The organism is Bergeyella cardium (genome assembly GCF_009914665.1).
In the GTDB taxonomy this organism is placed as follows: domain Bacteria; phylum Bacteroidota; class Bacteroidia; order Flavobacteriales; family Weeksellaceae; genus Bergeyella_A; species Bergeyella_A cardium.
Window position 1 is genome coordinate 1,814,525 of the sequence record NZ_CP029149.1, and the last position, 16,072, is coordinate 1,830,596.

Below are 16,072 nucleotides of genomic sequence, written 5' to 3' on the forward strand. Positions count from 1 at the left end.
GAGAAAGAAAAAAAATTAAATAAAACCGCCCCCTCAAAGGCTAAAAGTAAAATGAAAAGAACAGACATCAAAACAGTCCTCGTAATAGGCAGCGGGCCTATCATCATCGGGCAAGCAGCAGAATTTGATTACGCAGGCGCACAAGCCTGCCTCTCACTACGAGAAGAAGGCTACAAAGTCATTCTCATTAATTCCAACCCCGCAACCATTATGACCGATGTAGAAATCGCCGATAAAGTCTACATCGAGCCCATTTCATTAGAGTTCGTAAGCCAAATCATCCGAAAAGAAAGACCCGACGCTCTCCTCCCCACTCTCGGAGGACAAACGGGGCTTAATATGGCCGTCGAGCTCGAAAAATCAGGCATTTTAGAAGAATGCAAAGTAGAAGTGCTCGGCACTAAACTCTCCGCTATCAACCGCGCCGAAGACCGCGACCTCTTCCGCGAATTGATGAACGAGCTCGGAGAGCCCGTCCCAGAATCAGAAATCGTTAATACATTAGAAGGCGCCTTAGACTTCGCTAATAAAATCGGCTATCCACTCATCATCCGCCCTGCCTTTACTTTGGGAGGAACAGGGGGAGGAATCGCCTCCAATCAAGAAGAATTAACAGAAATCGTTGAGCTCGGGCTCAAGCACAGCCCCGTTACCCAATGCCTCATCGAGAAGTCCATCGCGGGCTTCAAGGAAATAGAATACGAAGTGATGAGGGATTCTAATGATAATGCCATCGTCGTTTGTAATATGGAGAATATAGACCCTGTGGGCATTCATACGGGGGATTCTATCGTGGTGGCGCCTTCGCAAACCCTCTCCGATAGGGAGTATCAGCTCCTTCGCAATGCCTCCCTCAAAATCATCCGCGCGCTCGGCATAGAAGGCGGTTGTAATGTACAGCTTGCCCTCGACCCTCACTCCTTTAATTATTATGTGATAGAGGTAAATCCCCGAGTATCCCGCTCCTCAGCCCTTGCCAGCAAGGCTACAGGCTATCCCATCGCGAAAATCGCTGCGAAAATCGCCGTTGGGCTTACCCTCGATAAAATAATGAATCCCGTTACTGGCAAGACCTACGCCTGCTTTGAACCTGCACTGGATTATGTCGTAACCAAATTCCCTCGCTTCCCATTTGATAAGTTTGAAACTGCCGACCGCCGACTTTCCACTCAGATGAAAGCCACTGGTGAAGTGATGGCCATCGGTAGAACCTTCGAGGAATCGTTGCAAAAGGCGATTCGCTCCCTTGAAACGGGCATTCGCCATATCGGTTTAAAGAAAAAACAAGCTGATGCCCTCACCGATGAAGAGATTGAAAGAAGAATAAAAATCTGCGACGACGAGAGGCTTTTCATCATTGGAGATGCCCTCCGAAGGGGGTACAGCTGGGAGCAAATCGTCGAGTGGAGTAAAATTGATAAGTTCTTCATATGGAAAATTAAAAAGTTGATTGACTTTGAGACCACCATTAAGCAAAATAAATTTGATAAAACCACCCTCCTCAAAGCGAAAAAGCTCGGTTTTTCCGACCTTAATATCGCGCACCTTTGGGAGACTACCCAAAACGAGGTCTTTGCATTTAGAAAAGAAAGCGGCATAATGCCTACCTACAAAATGGTAGATACCTGCGCTGCCGAATTCGAATCCGAAACACCCTACTTCTACGGAACCTATGAGGACGAAAACGAGTCCATCGTCAGTACTAAGGAGAAGATTATCGTGCTCGGCTCTGGGCCTATCCGCATCGGTCAGGGGGTGGAGTTTGACTATGCCACTGTGCATTCCGTTTGGGCAATTAAGGAGATGGGCTACGAGGCGATTATCATCAATAATAATCCAGAAACCGTTTCCACTGATTTCTCAATATCGGATAAGCTCTACTTTGAGCCCCTTGCCGAAGAAGATGTAATGAACATCATCGAGCTTGAAAAGCCCAAAGGTGTGGTCGTACAGTTCGGTGGGCAGACGGCGATTAACCTCGCTGATAAGCTCGCTGCCAATGGTGTTAAGATTCTCGGAACTTCCCTCGAAGACCTTGACCGTGCCGAGAACCGCGACAAGTTTGAGAAAGCGCTTCAAGACCTTTCCATCCCTCAGCCCAAAGGCAAAACTTCCACCTCAAAAGAGGAGGCGATACACATTGCTAATGAGATTGGCTACCCAGTACTCGTTCGCCCGAGCTATGTGCTCGGTGGTCGCGCTATGGAAATCGTTTATAATGAAAACGAGCTCGCCCACTATATGGAAAATGCCGTAGAGGCAAGCCCTGAGCATCCTGTGCTTATCGACAGATACCTTACAGGTAAGGAAGTTGAGGTAGATGCCATCTGCGATGGTGAGACGACCATCATCCCAGGTATTATGGAGCATATCGAGAGGGCGGGAGTGCATTCGGGGGATTCCATTGCAGTTTATCCACCTCAGAACCTCAGTCAAAAGCAAATTGATACCCTCGTGGACTATACCCAAAGGCTAGCAAAAGGTCTTAATATCATCGGTCTGATGAATATTCAGTATGTGATTTCGGATGGGGATGTATTCGTCATTGAGGTGAATCCGCGCTCGTCCCGTACCGTGCCTTTCCTCTCCAAAATCACCGCCGTACCAATGGCAAAGCTGGCTACAAAGGCTATTCTCGGTGCAAAACTCAAAGATTTAGGTTATCAAAACGGTCTCGTACCAAATAAAGAGGGTGTTTATGTAAAAGTGCCTGTGTTTAGTTTCAGTAAATTATCAAAGGTGGACATTTCTCTCGGTCCAGAAATGAAATCTACAGGTGAAGTAATGGGCAAAGACCAAACCCTTGAAAAAGCCTTGTATAAAGGTCTTGTAGGGGCAGGCAGAAAGGTGCCAACCTATGGTGCAATCCTCTTCACCGTTTCCGATAAAGACAAAGCCGAAGCAGTAGAACTGGCGAGGAGGTTTAGTAATATCGGCTTTAGAATTTGGGCTACAGAAGGCACAGCAAAATATTTCGCTGAGAAAGGTGTAACGGCAAAAATCGGTTATAAAATCAGCGAAGAAGATGTCAATCTTATAGACCTTATTCAAAAAGGAAAGGTGCAGTATGTGGTGAATACTACGACCAAAGGCAAGCAATCCGAACGCGACGGCTTTCAAATTCGCCGTATGTCGGTAGAAAACGGCATCCCTTGCCTCACCTCTATGGACACCGTAGAAGCCATCCTGAAAGTCATCGAAAGTATGACCTTCAAAATGGAAACGATGCACCATAGCCGATGAGGCACTTATTGGGTGGAGAGCGCTTAGACAATAATAAACCTATTCCCGACATTCGTGGGGAATAGGTGTTCCTAATAATTCCTGAAAAAATCCATATTAGTTAAGCTACGGCTACCTTACTGTTGATGGTATTAATAGGAGTGTTGAATAATCATTTTTGTTTTATCTTTGCCCATCCATAAGAAAATAATAAATCTTGAAGCGTATAAGTTTTGTAATTCCTGTCTATAACGAAGAGGATACCATTGATATTTTTTATAGAGAATTTCATAATTTCTTTCATACTGAAATTAATAATAAACTATATTCCTATGAGCTGGTTTTTGTAAATGACGGAAGTAAGGATAAGACAGGAGAAATACTAAAGAAGTTGTATAATACACAGCCTAATATTACAATCGTTAGTTTATCCAGAAATTTTGGGAAGGAGAATGCACTCTTTGCTGGCTTGGAACATTCAGAGGGAGATATTGTCATCCCAATAGATGTAGATTTACAGCATCCACTGATGGTTACAAAAACAATGATAGAGAAATATGAGGAAGGCTATGATGTGGTTTTAGCAAAAAGAAAACAAAGAGAGAAAGATGGATTCTTAAAAAAGTTTACCTCGGGACAGTTTTATAAGGTTTATAACAAGATTTCTAAAGTAAAATTGGAGCCTAATGTAGGAGATTTTCGCCTGATGACAAGGAAAGTAGTAGATGAGATATTAAGGCTCAAGGAAAATCAGCTCTTTATGAAAGGGATTTTCAATTGGGTAGGTTTTAATTCTACAATTATAGAATATAACAGTGAGGAACGAGTAGCTGGAAATACTAAATTTAATGGTCTCAAACTTTGGAATCTGGCATTAGATGGGATTACTTCTTTTTCTACAATGCCGATTCGTGTATGGTTATACATTGGTTCTTTTATTGCTTTTTTATCCTTTATTCTAGGTACAAAAGTTATTATTGAAAAATTCTTTTTTGGCATCGAAGAACACGGCTATGCATCTATTATTGTATCGGTATTTTTTATCGGTGGGGTACAGTTGATTGGTATCGGGATACTCGGAGAATACATCGGTAGAATCTATATGGAAGTAAAAAGAAGACCGAGATATATTGTAGAAAAATTATTAAAAAATGAAACTAAATAAACTAACGGTATTGTTTATTATCAATCTTATCGTTATCTTACCACTGTTTTATCTAAGTTTTTACACTTATCCTTCTTCTGATGATTTTTCCTACGGAATGGAATCTTATAAAGGTTTTGAAGGATTTATACAAACGCAAGTTGATTTTTATAATAGATGGTCTTCTCGGTATATGGCTACAGCTTTCCTCATCACAAGCCCTTTAAGCTTTGGTACTGATCAGTATTTTGGGATTTATCCTATTTTTTATATTATCCTCTTTTATTTTGCAAATCTACGAGTATTGAAAGATGCAGGAGTAGAAAATAATAGAATTCGCTTCTTGTTAAATCTGAGTATTATATCTATTTATACCTTATTGCAAACCTCTCTTGTGGAGAATTATTTTTGGCTGGCGGGGAGTGCTACTTATTTCTTGCCATCTATTGTATTCATTTTTTATTTGTCTTGTTTGCTAAGGATTTATAAACATAAAAGTCTGCTGAAAAATTTCTTTTTTGGGGTATTTTGTATTTTTATAATAGGTGGTTGTAGTGAATTACTAATCGCATTTTCAGGGATTATTACTTTCTTTTTTATGCTAGCTTATTTTGTGGAGAATAAAAAGATTAGCAGGTACTATTTCTTGTTAACGAGTTGGATTGCCTGTATTGTTCTATTTATAGCTCTGAGTCCAGGTAATGCTGCAAGAGCTACGATAAAAGAGGCTGATTTATCTCTTTTAGATGTTTTTATAATGGCTTTAAGAAAGATTTTAGCTATTAATCTCAGATATCTCATTTTTGCTTTTATTCTTTTTCTCCTTCTTTTTAGGGTTACAGAACTTAAGATTAGGCTTCATAAGAATCTTAGAAATCCTTTATTTATATTTTTATTTTATAATGCTTTACTTTTTATAGGTTCATTCATTACGATTTATAAGCTAACCTACTACCCACCTCCTCGCGTAGAGAATCTGTTAATATTCTTTTCAATGATTTTTGTGTTTATACTATCCTACCTTTTTTATGAGACTTATAATCATAGAATTTCAAAGTTGCAGTATTTTATTATTGGGACAGGGGTATTAGCTGCTTATTTATTTATACCTAAAAATTCTTTCCAGATTGAGAGTAACCTCCAACTTATTTATTCTGATATTTTCTCTGGAAAAGTTAGAAGGTATAAAGAGCAATTGGAAGCAAGAAAAGAACTAGTAAAAACTTGTGATGAATGTATTGTCCCTCCAATAAAAGAAGAGCCAAGAACTATTCTATTTAAAGATATTACAGATGATACAAAGCATTATATCAATATATCTGTGTCTAAATATTATAAAATAAGGAGTATTAGAACCAATGAATAATCAAAAAGATTATATTTCTTATCTAAGAGTAATAGCAACTATTGCTGTTATTGTTTTGCATACGGTGGGCTTTATATCTATGGATTATGGTAATGTAAATGATGAGACTTGGGCATTGGCTACATTTATTAATAGTAGTGTAAGGTTTTGTGTGCCTGTATTTATTATGATTTCTGGAGCATTACTCTTGGGAAAAGATGAGTCTGTTAAACTATTTATTACTAAAAGACTGAATAGAATTTTTATTCCCTTTATTTTTTGGAGTTTAATTTATACTTGTTGGTATTATAAAGATAGCTTATTAAGTTTTGATATAGAATTGCTTAAAGTATTTATCAATAATTTATTAAATGGTAGTGCATATCATCTTTGGTATTTGTATATGATTATTGGGCTGTATGCTTTTATTCCAATTTTGAGAAAATTTACTGTTACAGCATCTAAGAGGTCTTTGGAATATTTACTTGTAGTTAGTTTTATCGTTATGCTGGCAAGGCAATATGGAATTAGTCAAATAACTATTAGTTTTATAAATTTTGATGGTTATATTTTTTATTTAATATTAGGTTATTACTTGAGTAAGTTTGGTTTTACATACATACATACATACATACATACATACATACATACATACATACACGCAATTATCTATTTTCTGGTTGTCATATTTACTTTTTTAATGACTTATTATTTATCTCATTTAGAAAATAGATTTTATACCGGTTATACCCTTTATCAAACTTTTAATGTGGCAATAATGTCCACAAGCCTTTTCTTATTGATGAAATATTGGCAGCCAAAAATGTTAAAATTAGTAAAGTTAATAGAGCATTATTCTTTTGGGATTTATTTTATTCATGTAGTTGTCTTACATTATGTGTATAAGATACTATATTCATATGTTTATATAGAATCAGTTTCTATCAGCATTTTATTATTTATATTTTTGTGTTCATTATTTACACTTTTTATTTCCACAGTTATTATTATTTCTTTGAGTAAAATTCCTATACTAAAAAGATTAATAATGTAATTCTCTCTCCTCTAATAGAAAGAAAAATTTTATAAAGATCACCTTGTTATAAATTGCCCATATCCCCAAAAAACTCTATATTTAGGCATTTAAAAATAGGGATATGTTTCAGTTTTTAGATCATTTAGATGCGTTACATCAGGCTTTTTGGTATATCGCTTTGGGGAGTAGTTTGGTGTTTGTTGTTCAGATGGTGCTTACTTTCATTGGGAGCGATAGTTCAGACGGTATAGATACCGATTTTGATGGAGATTTCGATGGTACAGATGCGCCATTTCAGCTTTTTTCTCTTAGGAATTTGGTAAATTTCCTTTTAGGGTTTAGCTGGACAGGTATTGCCTTCTATCCAACCTTTGAGAATAAGATTCTCCTAAGCCTTCTCGCAGGAGTGGTAGGTATAGGTTTTGTGCTGTTGTTTTTCTTCATCCTAAAGCAGATTTTAAAACTCTCGGAAGACAATACTTTCAATATATCCGCTTTAAAAGGCAAAGTAGGAGAGGTTTATCTTAAAATCCCTGCCCACAATGCAGCTAAAGGAAAAGTTCTCATCTCATTAAAGGGCACTCATCACGAGCTCTACGCCATTACTCGCTCAGGAGAAGATATTTCCTCTGGTGAGTTTGTAAAAGTAATAGAAATAGAAGATGAAATCTTAGTAGTAGAAAAAATATAAATCAATCATTAATTATTTCACAATATGCCAGTATTCATTCTAATTTTAGCACTTGTATTCGTGCTGTTTGTAACTTTTGTATCCTTGGTTTCAAGGTATAAAAGATGTCCATCGGATAAGATTTTAGTCATTTATGGAAAAACGGGTGGTAGTTCTGCCAAGTGTATCCACGGTGGGGGCGCATTCGTGTGGCCCGTTATTCAAGATTTTGCGTATTTGGATTTGAAACCCATCTCCATTGAGGCAAATCTCACCAATGCACTTTCTCGTCAGAATATCCGTGTAGATGTTCCGTGCCGCTTTACTATCGCAATTTCTACGGAGGCAGATACTATGGGCAATGCTGCTGAGAGGCTTTTGGGGCTTACTCCTGACCAAATTCAAGAGCTTTCCAAGGATATCCTTTTTGGGCAGCTTCGTTTGGTTATCGCTACGATGACGATTGAGGAAATTAATTCCGACCGAGATAAGTTCCTCGACAATATCTCGAAGAATGTAGATACAGAGCTCAAAAAAATTGGTTTAAAGCTCATTAATGTGAATGTAACCGATATTAAAGATGAGTCAGGCTATATCGAGGCACTTGGTAAAGAGGCAGCTGCTAAGGCTATTAACGAAGCTAAGATTTCCGTAGCCGAGCAGGAGAAAATAGGGGAGACAGGGAAAGCCGAAGCCGATAGAGAAAAAGATGTACAAATCGCAGAAACCAATAGGGATAGGGATGTAAAAATCGCCATCACTCAAAAGGATAGGGAGATTAGCATTGCTTCTGCGGCTAAGGACGAGTCCATCGGTAAGGCAGAGGCAGAGAAGGAATCAAGGATTGCGACTTCTCTTGCCAATTCCCTGGCTGTAAAAGGGGAGAACGAGGCAAAAATTACCATTGCCAATTCCGATGCTCAAAGGAGAGAGAAAGAAGCCGAAGCTCTTAAAATAGCCATCACCGCTGAGAAGGTACAAGCAGCAAGAGCTCTGGAAGAATCTTACCTCGCAGAGGAAAAAGCAGAAACCGCAAGAGCTGAAAGAGAGCGCTCTACACAGAATGCCAATATCGTGGTGCCTGCTGAAATCTCCAAGCAGAAAGCCATTATAGACGCTGAAGCCGAAGCCGAGAAGATCAGGCTCAAAGCCAAAGGTGAGGCGGATGCTATCTACCTCAAGATGGAAGCCGAAGCAAAAGGTCTCCTTGAAATCCTTACCAAACAGGCTGAGGGGTACGACCAAGTAGTAAAAGCTGCGGGTGGTGATACCAATTCCGCATTCCAGTTATTGCTCATCGAGAAATTGCCAGAGCTTGTCAAAACCCAAGTGGAAGCCGTTAAAAATATTAAGATTGATAAGGTTACGGTTTGGGATAGCGGAACCAATGCCGATGGAAATACTTCCACTGCGAACTTCGTCTCTGGAATGATGAAGACCGTACCTCCGCTCAATGATTTATTTAATATGGCAGGGCTTAGCCTCCCAGAATACCTGAAAGGAAAGGAGGAAAGCAAAGCAATTGGAGACTCATCCGTTGTGGCTAAGGAGCAAAACAACGAAGCTCAAGATTAAAAACAGGCTTATTTTATCATAAGAAACCTCCCTCTCGATGATGAGAAGGAGGTTCTTTATATAAGTGATGTCTCTTACGAGTTTAGCAACATTCCCAAGAAGGAAATCCACCTACCTGAAAACAGGAATTGAGAATTTTATCATCACATCTTTGTCTTCTTCGGGGTGGGAGATAAAGGTCTCCATTATATTGCCGTGTCTCAGGTTATCCATTTTCGCTTTTTGGAGGAGTTTATCTATGCTTGGCTTTCGGTTTTCGTACTTTCCTTTGTAGAATATCGAGTAGAGCTTTTCATTCTTCATATTTCTAAAGCTGAAGTTGTTATCACTCACCTCTACCTTGTGGGATACAGGGATTCCCAAGTAGTATGAAACCTCTTTCTGGTGGAAGTTGTCGGTAGAGGCTATGAGCACGGGAAATCCCACCTCGTCTTCTCGCTTTTCAAGGTCGGTGGTTACGAAATTATAGACCTTGTTGTAGTCTTTCACTATGGATGGGAAGAGCTCTTCCTTCTTATTTTTCGCACCAGAATTAATGCCAAGCAATACACCTTCCTTGCCTTGTTCTACAATAATACTATCGTATTTTATAGTATTGATTTGCCTGTCTCTATCTACCTTATTTGCCAGTATATCCGTAAGATTATTCAGGCTTTTATCGAGGTAGATGATGCTGGTTTTATCTTCCCAGAAGTCAGAATACTTTTCAATTAGGGTTCGTTTTGGGGTTCGTATCCTCCATACTATTTTTGTGTTCCCAGATGGTGTTTCTATAAATCTTACTGTAATAAGGTAAGGTTTAGAGGTATTGGTATCAAAGAGTTCATACTTTAAAAGTTCATAAGGTTTCTCAGCACGGATGTACATTTCCCCGTTTCGTTTTCCTTTTTCTGTTTTAAAGTAGATAGAGCTCTCCACACCTTCATAAGGTTGGAAATAGTCTATCCCAAGATTCTTTTCATCTGAGAAATAGCGATTCCACCGTGTGAAATTTTGGAAATTGCTAAACTGAGGATAAACCTTTTCTAATGGATAAGGGATTTCCTTTTGTACAACAAAAATATGAATCTCCCCAGCGGTATTATAATGTTTGAAAACTGCAAAACCACCGAAGACAAGGAGGATGACGAGCAGGAAATACTGAAACCGACGCATCTGTTAAAGGATTTAAAAAGAGCGTTAAAAAACAGGAGATTTTAGAAATACTTCCCTCTTTTTCTCATATTCGGGTTGTGGATATGCTTCTGCATAGACGGCATTTTCAGCTGGTCTTTCATCATTTTTATTTGCTCCGTCATTAGCCCTGCACTGTCCAAGCTCTTAGCCTCCTCGAGGAGCTTTTGCCCCTCCTGTTTTCTCCCTTTGGAGATGGCAATGGCAGCTAAATTCAGCTTTGCCAAAGCCCTATCCTGCTTCATATTGAGCCCATACTCGAGGGCTTTTCTCATCAGAGGCTCTACTTTTGCAGGACTGTCCTGTGCCAGCGTAAGGGCTTGAAGATAATGATAGTAGCCGAACTGAGATCTATGGAGCTGCACCTTATAATCCGTTATTTTTATGAGCCATTCACCCGCTTTCTCCATATTTTGCTTTCTCAGCTGCCAGAATGCGAGCAAAACATATTCATTCTTAAAGTAAAACAGGATGGGGAAGCCCGAAAGCAGGAAGACCACAATGCCCCAGCCAATACTCCTCGTTCCCAGCATCAGCCATAGCCCAAGAGCCATCATCAGTACTGCAAAAATCAGTTTTATATTCTTATTCATCTTATAAAATTAAGTGGCGCAAAGATAAAAAAAATTGAGGCTTTCTACCTTTTATTTAAAGCAAATTGAGGGCATTGCTCCGTTTTCTTCCTATTACCATTTTCCATTTAAATGGGGGAGCTTCCCACCTTATATTTAAATACATCTATCAGGGATGATAGATAAGCCAGATGGATGAGGAGAATAGTCATATGGATTTATCTATAATCCAGATGGATTTCCTCTTCATCCACATAGATGAGCACATTATCCAGATGGATTTCCTCTTTATCCATATAGATGAGTATATAATCCAGATGGATTTCTCCTTTGGGTAGATGAGATTAATCCTTAGTTAAATGGATATCGCCCTCTTTCTTAATAAAAGTCTGAAAACTGAAGTCGTAAGCGTGTTTTTCATCTTTGTGGTGATGGGTTTCCTGAACTTTTATCCATTTCTCTGGGTTGATTTTTGGAAAAAAGGTATCGCCATCTATTTCGGCATCTACGAGGGTGATTTCCAGCTTATCGGCAAGATTGATAGTCTGCTCATACACCTTTCCTCCCCCGATGATGAAGATATTTTCATCTATCTTTTTGGCAAATTTCACAGCCTCTTTTAGGCTTCCCACAATGAGAACGCCCTCCTGAAACCAGTCCTTCTTCTGAGACACCACAATATTGGTTCGGTTTGGCAGAGGTTTGCCAATGCTCTCGTAGGTTTTCCTCCCCATAATGATGGGGTGCCCGCTGGTAAGTTCCTTAAAATGTTTTAAATCCTTAGGGAGATGCCAGAGAAGCTGGTTCCCCTTCCCGATGGCATTATTCCTCCCCATAGCCACGATAATTGTTGTCATATCCATTTAAAATACAAGGCGCAAAGATAGGAAAACGAGGAGGGCTTTCATAAAAATAATGTAGTTTTGCAGGCAATAATGATGAGCAATGCCGAGAAATACACGAGACTGATAAAGGAGAAAGCCGAGAAATTTGGTTTTGATGGTTGTGGTATTTCCCAAGCAGCATTCCTCGAGGAGGAAGCTCTACGCCTTGAGAATTACCTCAAAAATAACTATAACGGTGCGATGAGCTTTCTGGAAAATAATATAGACAAGCGCCTCGATCCGAGGCTATTGGTGGAGGGCGCAAAATCCGTAATCTCCTTAAAATACAACTACTTTCCCCAAGAGAAAATCCAGATGGATTATAATCTCGCCAAGTATGCTTACGGTGAGGACTATCACGATGTAGTGAAATCTGTGCTTCGGGAGATGGTTTCCGAGCTTTTGGAGGAGATTGGCGACTTTGGTTTTAGGATTTTCGTGGATTCTGCTCCTGTGATGGAGAAGGCTTGGGCAAGGAAATCAGGGCTCGGATGGATAGGGAAGAACTCTTTGCTCATCTCCAAGAAGAGAGGATCTTTTTTTGTGCTTTCGGAGATTATTTGCGACTTGGATCTCGAGCCTGACTACCCGACTACCGACCACTGTGGCTCGTGCCGAAAGTGCATCGATGCGTGCCCTACGGGAGCCATTGTGTCTGATAAGATTATCAATGGGAGCAAGTGTATTTCCTACCTTACCATAGAGCTGAAAGATGAAATCCCCTCCACATTTGAAGATAAACTTGAGGATTGGATGTTTGGTTGTGATATCTGCCAAGATGTATGTCCTTGGAACAGGTTTTCTCTGCCTCATAACCAGCCGAGATTTAGCCCGAATCATCATCTTCAACACGCGGATAAGATAGAGTGGGAGGAGATTACTCAGGAACTCTTCTCGGAGATTTTTAGAAAGTCGGCAGTGAAGAGGGCTAAGCTCGCTGGACTTAAAAGAAATATAGACTTCATCAACCGAACGAAAAAATAAAAGCCCCCAGATACTGAGGGCGTTCTTTCATTATTGCCAGTTGAGACTGGTGCTTGGTTTTAGCTTTTTGAGGATATCCTTAGGAATACCATTTTTGTGAACTAATATAGCGGTGGATTTAAACTGTACATAAGGCTTGGTTACATACAGATAGCCATCATAGTCATTCGTAGTACCCCAAGAGTTTTTCACTACATAATACTCCTTACCCGTTTGGTCTTTTGCCAATCCTGTAATCTGCATACCGTGGTCGTCTGTAGTTGTGAGGTCATTAAGCCCCAACTGACGCATATCCTCAGTGATTTTTTTATCAGGCTTTGGACCTTTGAAAAGTTCAGCCTTGGTAGCGGCATTAATGTTATTTAAATCAATATCGGGTACATAAGCTACTCCATTTTTATAGGAGAAATAAGGCTCGGAGACATCGGTAGCCCAGCCTACGGTATAGCCATTCTTCACGGCATAGTCTATAATAGTAGTAAGCTCCTCCATAGGGATATTCCAAAGCCTGTCGTGGCTCCAGTTATCAGGTACGGGCACCACAAACGGCTTGTAGTAAGGATAGTCCTTGTAAGAAGTGAGCTCTACATAATCATCTGGATTAATGCCTACTACCTCCTTAGCAAAGGACTGAGGGGTGTATTTCTTTCCATTATAGGTAAAAGAGGAAGGGTATTGCCCCAAGTAGGAATCGAGAATCATATCTACATTATCCATCCAGTTTGGAGAGAGCTTCTTAGCAGGATTTTTTACATAAGCATCGAGTACGGATTTCAATACGGCAGTCATTTCAGAGAAGTTGTTTCTGGTTTTGCCGTCTTTCAGGCCTGTATAAGCCTCCTGAGGTACAGCACCGTATTTTCTGTACATATTGATAACATCGTGTAGAGCACCGCCTTCTCCCCAAGAGATTCCAGTACCATCATTGAGTACATAGAGTTTAGCTTTATCGTGGTAAGCATTTCTTGCAGTAAAGATTTCTGCTAAATCTACTGGCTTTTTTCCCATTCTAATCATCTCAGATTCTAAGAATGAATTGCCAGAATAGCTCCAACAAGTGCCAGATGAGCCTTGATCTTTTACGGAAGTTACACCATTCTCTTTGATAATCGTAAATTGAAAATCAGGATTTTCAGATTGATTGTTTTTCAAGCTATTTACCAAATTGTCTTGGGCAAATAGCATACTTCCCAATGAAAGTAATGCAACGAGTGTGAGTTTTGTTTTATTCATTATATAAGTTGTTTTATGTTTCAATACTTGTGAAAGCCCTAAAAGCTGGCTGTTTTTAAAGCCGCACAAATGTAATAAATATTAAATGAAATATTTTTTGCAGGTTTGGAAAAAGTTTTTATTTTTGCAACCTGTTAATCAACCTCTGACGAGAGCCGTGTATGTTGTTTAGCTTTAACAATTTTTTTTAACTAATAATGGATTTAGTAAAGTACGTACAGGACAAGTACATCGCAAAAAAAGATTTCCCTGCATTCAAAGCGGGAGATACCATCACAGTGTATTATGAAATTAAGGAAGGTAACAAAACCAGAACTCAGTTCTTTAAAGGTGTTGTTATCCAGTTGAGAGGGACAGGTGCTACCAAGACATTTACCATCAGAAAAATGAGTGGTGATGTAGGCGTAGAAAGAGTATTCCCAATCAATATGCCTGCACTTCAAAAAATTGAGGTAGAAAGAAGAGGTAAAGTAAGAAGAGCAAGAATTTACTACTTCAGAAGCCTTAGAGGTAAGAAAGCAAGAATTAAAGATGTTGCTTTTAAAAAGTAATCCTTTAATGAAAACACAAGAGCACTCAGTATTGAGTGCTTTTTTTATAAAATAAGTGATTTTATCCTTCCATCTTAAAGCCTTACATTTGGGCAATTTTTAAAATTTAATAAAAAATATAAAATGAATAACGGAATTATTATTCTTGATTTTGGTTCTCAATACAATCAGCTAATTGCAAGGAGAGTAAGAGATTTAGGCGTGTATTCAGAAGTCTTGCCTTTTGATACTCCTCTCGATGAGATTTTAGAGCGCAAGCCTGTGGGGATTATCCTTTCTGGTGGGCCCAGCTCCGTAAATGTACCCGATGCCTGCCTTGTAGATAAAGCCCTTTTTGAAGCAGGAGTTCCAGTGCTTGGGATATGCTACGGAATGCAGCTCACTGCATATCTCCTCGGTGGAAAGGTGAAGAAAGGCGAGAAAGGTGAGTATGGAAAAGCTAATTTTGAAATACTGAAAACCAATTCCGTATTAGAAGGAATCTCTCAGACTTCTACAGTATGGATGAGCCATTTTGATGAAGTAGAAACTCCTCCAGAAGGTTTTGAGATTTCTGGAAAATCAGGTGTCATCGCTGCTATGGCGAATGAAAAGCAGAAGATTTATACCCTACAATTCCACCCTGAAGTCTCTCATACAGAAGAAGGAGAGAAGATGATAGAGAATTTTATCTTTAAGGTTTGTAAAGCAGAGAAAAACTGGCAACTTACAAACTATATAGACCGAAGCATAGAAGAAATCCGCAAAAAAGTAGGCCGTGAGAAGGTAATTTTAGGGCTTTCGGGTGGGGTAGATTCATCGGTGGCAGCGGTTCTTATCCATAAAGCAATTGGCAGCCAGCTCACCTGCATATTTGTAGATACAGGCTTGCTCAGAAAAGATGAAGGCAGAAAAGTAATGGAAAACTATGGCGAGCATTTCAATATGAATATTAAAATGATTGATGCTTCCCAAAGGTTTCTCAATAAACTCAAAGGCATCTCAGATCCAGAGCAAAAGAGAAAAATTATAGGCAATGAATTCATCGCTGTTTTTGATGAGGAATCCAATAAATTAGAGGGTGCAAAGTTCTTAGCACAAGGCACAATCTATCCAGATGTGATAGAAAGCCAATCGGTGAAAGGCCCTTCTGCGGTCATCAAATCTCACCATAATGTAGGGGGGCTGCCAGAAGATATGAAGCTAGAACTCCTCGAGCCTCTTCGAGAGCTCTTTAAAGACGAGGTGAGAAAAGTAGGTGAGGAGCTCGGCATTCCGCATCACTTGGTGCATAGGCATCCGTTCCCAGGGCCGGGCTTAGGCATCAGAATTTTAGGTGAAGTAGATGCAGAAAAGGTGAAAATCTTGCAAGAAGCAGATGATATTTTCATCGAAGAGCTCTATAAGAACCAGCTATACGATAGCGTTTCTCAGGCATTTGTGGTACTCCTCCCTGTGAAATCTGTCGGGGTAATGGGAGACGAGAGAACCTATGAATATACCGCTGCAGTGCGCTCGGCAAATACCATAGACTTTATGACGGCAACTTGGAGCCGACTGCCTTATGACCTCCTCGAGACGGTATCCAGTAGAATCATCAACGAAGTAAAAGGGATTAACAGAGTGGTTTATGATATTTCCAGCAAGCCACCAGCAACCATAGAATGGGAATAAGTTCTCAACAAAAAGCAGCTTTAGATATAC

Annotated in this window: 14 protein-coding genes; 10 read left to right on the forward strand and 4 right to left on the reverse strand. The window is 39.5% G+C overall.

The features are described 5' to 3' along the window. Positions 1-51: 51 nt before the first annotated feature. The 6 genes from carB (at position 52) to DBX24_RS08330 (ending at position 8,992) form a co-directional block, all read left to right on the forward strand. Positions 52-3,243, forward strand: a complete 3,192-nt coding sequence (gene carB, locus DBX24_RS08305; protein ID WP_160224560.1) for a carbamoyl-phosphate synthase large subunit — start codon at positions 52-54, stop codon at positions 3,241-3,243. Between the two features lie 196 nt (positions 3,244-3,439). Continuing rightward, a complete protein-coding gene (locus tag DBX24_RS08310) occupies positions 3,440-4,387 on the forward strand; it encodes a glycosyltransferase family 2 protein (RefSeq protein ID WP_120489090.1) in 948 nt (315 codons plus the stop codon). Further along, positions 4,374-5,732, forward strand: a complete 1,359-nt coding sequence (locus tag DBX24_RS08315) for a DUF6056 family protein (protein ID WP_160224561.1) — start codon at positions 4,374-4,376, stop codon at positions 5,730-5,732. Before DBX24_RS08310 ends, DBX24_RS08315 begins: the two co-directional genes overlap by 14 nt. Next, the gene (locus DBX24_RS08320; RefSeq protein WP_160224562.1) at positions 5,725-6,765 is read left to right on the forward strand and encodes an acyltransferase; all 1,041 of its coding nucleotides are present in this window, start codon (positions 5,725-5,727) and stop codon (positions 6,763-6,765) included. The genes DBX24_RS08315 and DBX24_RS08320 overlap by 8 nt, the downstream gene beginning before the upstream one ends. Before the next feature lie 103 nt (positions 6,766-6,868). Further along, entirely contained in the window at positions 6,869-7,438 is a 570-nt protein-coding gene (locus tag DBX24_RS08325) for an NfeD family protein (RefSeq protein ID WP_160224563.1), read from the forward strand. Between the two features lie 24 nt (positions 7,439-7,462). Continuing rightward, on the forward strand, positions 7,463-8,992 hold the full coding sequence (locus DBX24_RS08330) for a flotillin family protein (protein ID WP_160224564.1): 1,530 nt from the start codon (positions 7,463-7,465) through the stop codon (positions 8,990-8,992). A gap of 111 nt (positions 8,993-9,103) precedes the next feature. Here the strand turns inward: DBX24_RS08330 and DBX24_RS08335 are convergent, their stop codons facing one another. Both DBX24_RS08335 and DBX24_RS08340 read right to left on the reverse strand, forming a co-directional pair. Next, a complete protein-coding gene (locus tag DBX24_RS08335) occupies positions 9,104-10,147 on the reverse strand; it encodes an SRPBCC family protein (protein ID WP_160224565.1) in 1,044 nt (347 codons plus the stop codon). Positions 10,148-10,188: 41 nt separating this feature from the next. After that, positions 10,189-10,758 carry a DUF2892 domain-containing protein gene (locus tag DBX24_RS08340; RefSeq protein WP_120489085.1) on the reverse strand — a complete coding sequence of 190 codons (570 nt, stop codon included), beginning with the start codon at positions 10,756-10,758 and terminating at the stop codon, positions 10,189-10,191. Between the two features lie 170 nt (positions 10,759-10,928). On the opposite strand from DBX24_RS08340, the gene DBX24_RS09360 reads away from it, so the two are divergent. Next, positions 10,929-11,075, forward strand: a complete 147-nt coding sequence (locus tag DBX24_RS09360; protein ID WP_221411194.1) for a hypothetical protein — start codon at positions 10,929-10,931, stop codon at positions 11,073-11,075. A gap of 6 nt (positions 11,076-11,081) precedes the next feature. Here DBX24_RS09360 and DBX24_RS08345 read toward each other — a convergent pair whose 3' ends face one another. After that, a complete protein-coding gene (locus DBX24_RS08345) occupies positions 11,082-11,594 on the reverse strand; it encodes a dihydrofolate reductase (RefSeq protein ID WP_160224566.1) in 513 nt (170 codons plus the stop codon). A 78-nt stretch (positions 11,595-11,672) separates the two neighbouring features. On the opposite strand from DBX24_RS08345, the gene queG reads away from it, so the two are divergent. After that, on the forward strand, positions 11,673-12,605 hold the full coding sequence (gene queG / locus DBX24_RS08350) for a tRNA epoxyqueuosine(34) reductase QueG (protein WP_374210828.1): 933 nt from the start codon (positions 11,673-11,675) through the stop codon (positions 12,603-12,605). 30 nt (positions 12,606-12,635) lie between these two features. Here the strand turns inward: queG and DBX24_RS08355 are convergent, their stop codons facing one another. Next, on the reverse strand, positions 12,636-13,838 hold the full coding sequence (locus DBX24_RS08355; RefSeq protein WP_160224567.1) for a C1 family peptidase: 1,203 nt from the start codon (positions 13,836-13,838) through the stop codon (positions 12,636-12,638). Positions 13,839-14,035: 197 nt separating this feature from the next. On the opposite strand from DBX24_RS08355, the gene rplS reads away from it, so the two are divergent. Next, positions 14,036-14,389: a 50S ribosomal protein L19 gene (gene rplS / locus DBX24_RS08360; RefSeq protein ID WP_160224568.1), complete on the forward strand. Its 354-nt coding sequence runs from the start codon at positions 14,036-14,038 to the stop codon at positions 14,387-14,389. Positions 14,390-14,512: 123 nt separating this feature from the next. Continuing rightward, on the forward strand, positions 14,513-16,042 hold the full coding sequence (gene guaA, locus DBX24_RS08365; RefSeq protein WP_160224569.1) for a glutamine-hydrolyzing GMP synthase: 1,530 nt from the start codon (positions 14,513-14,515) through the stop codon (positions 16,040-16,042). The last annotated feature ends 30 nt before the right edge of the window (positions 16,043-16,072 follow it).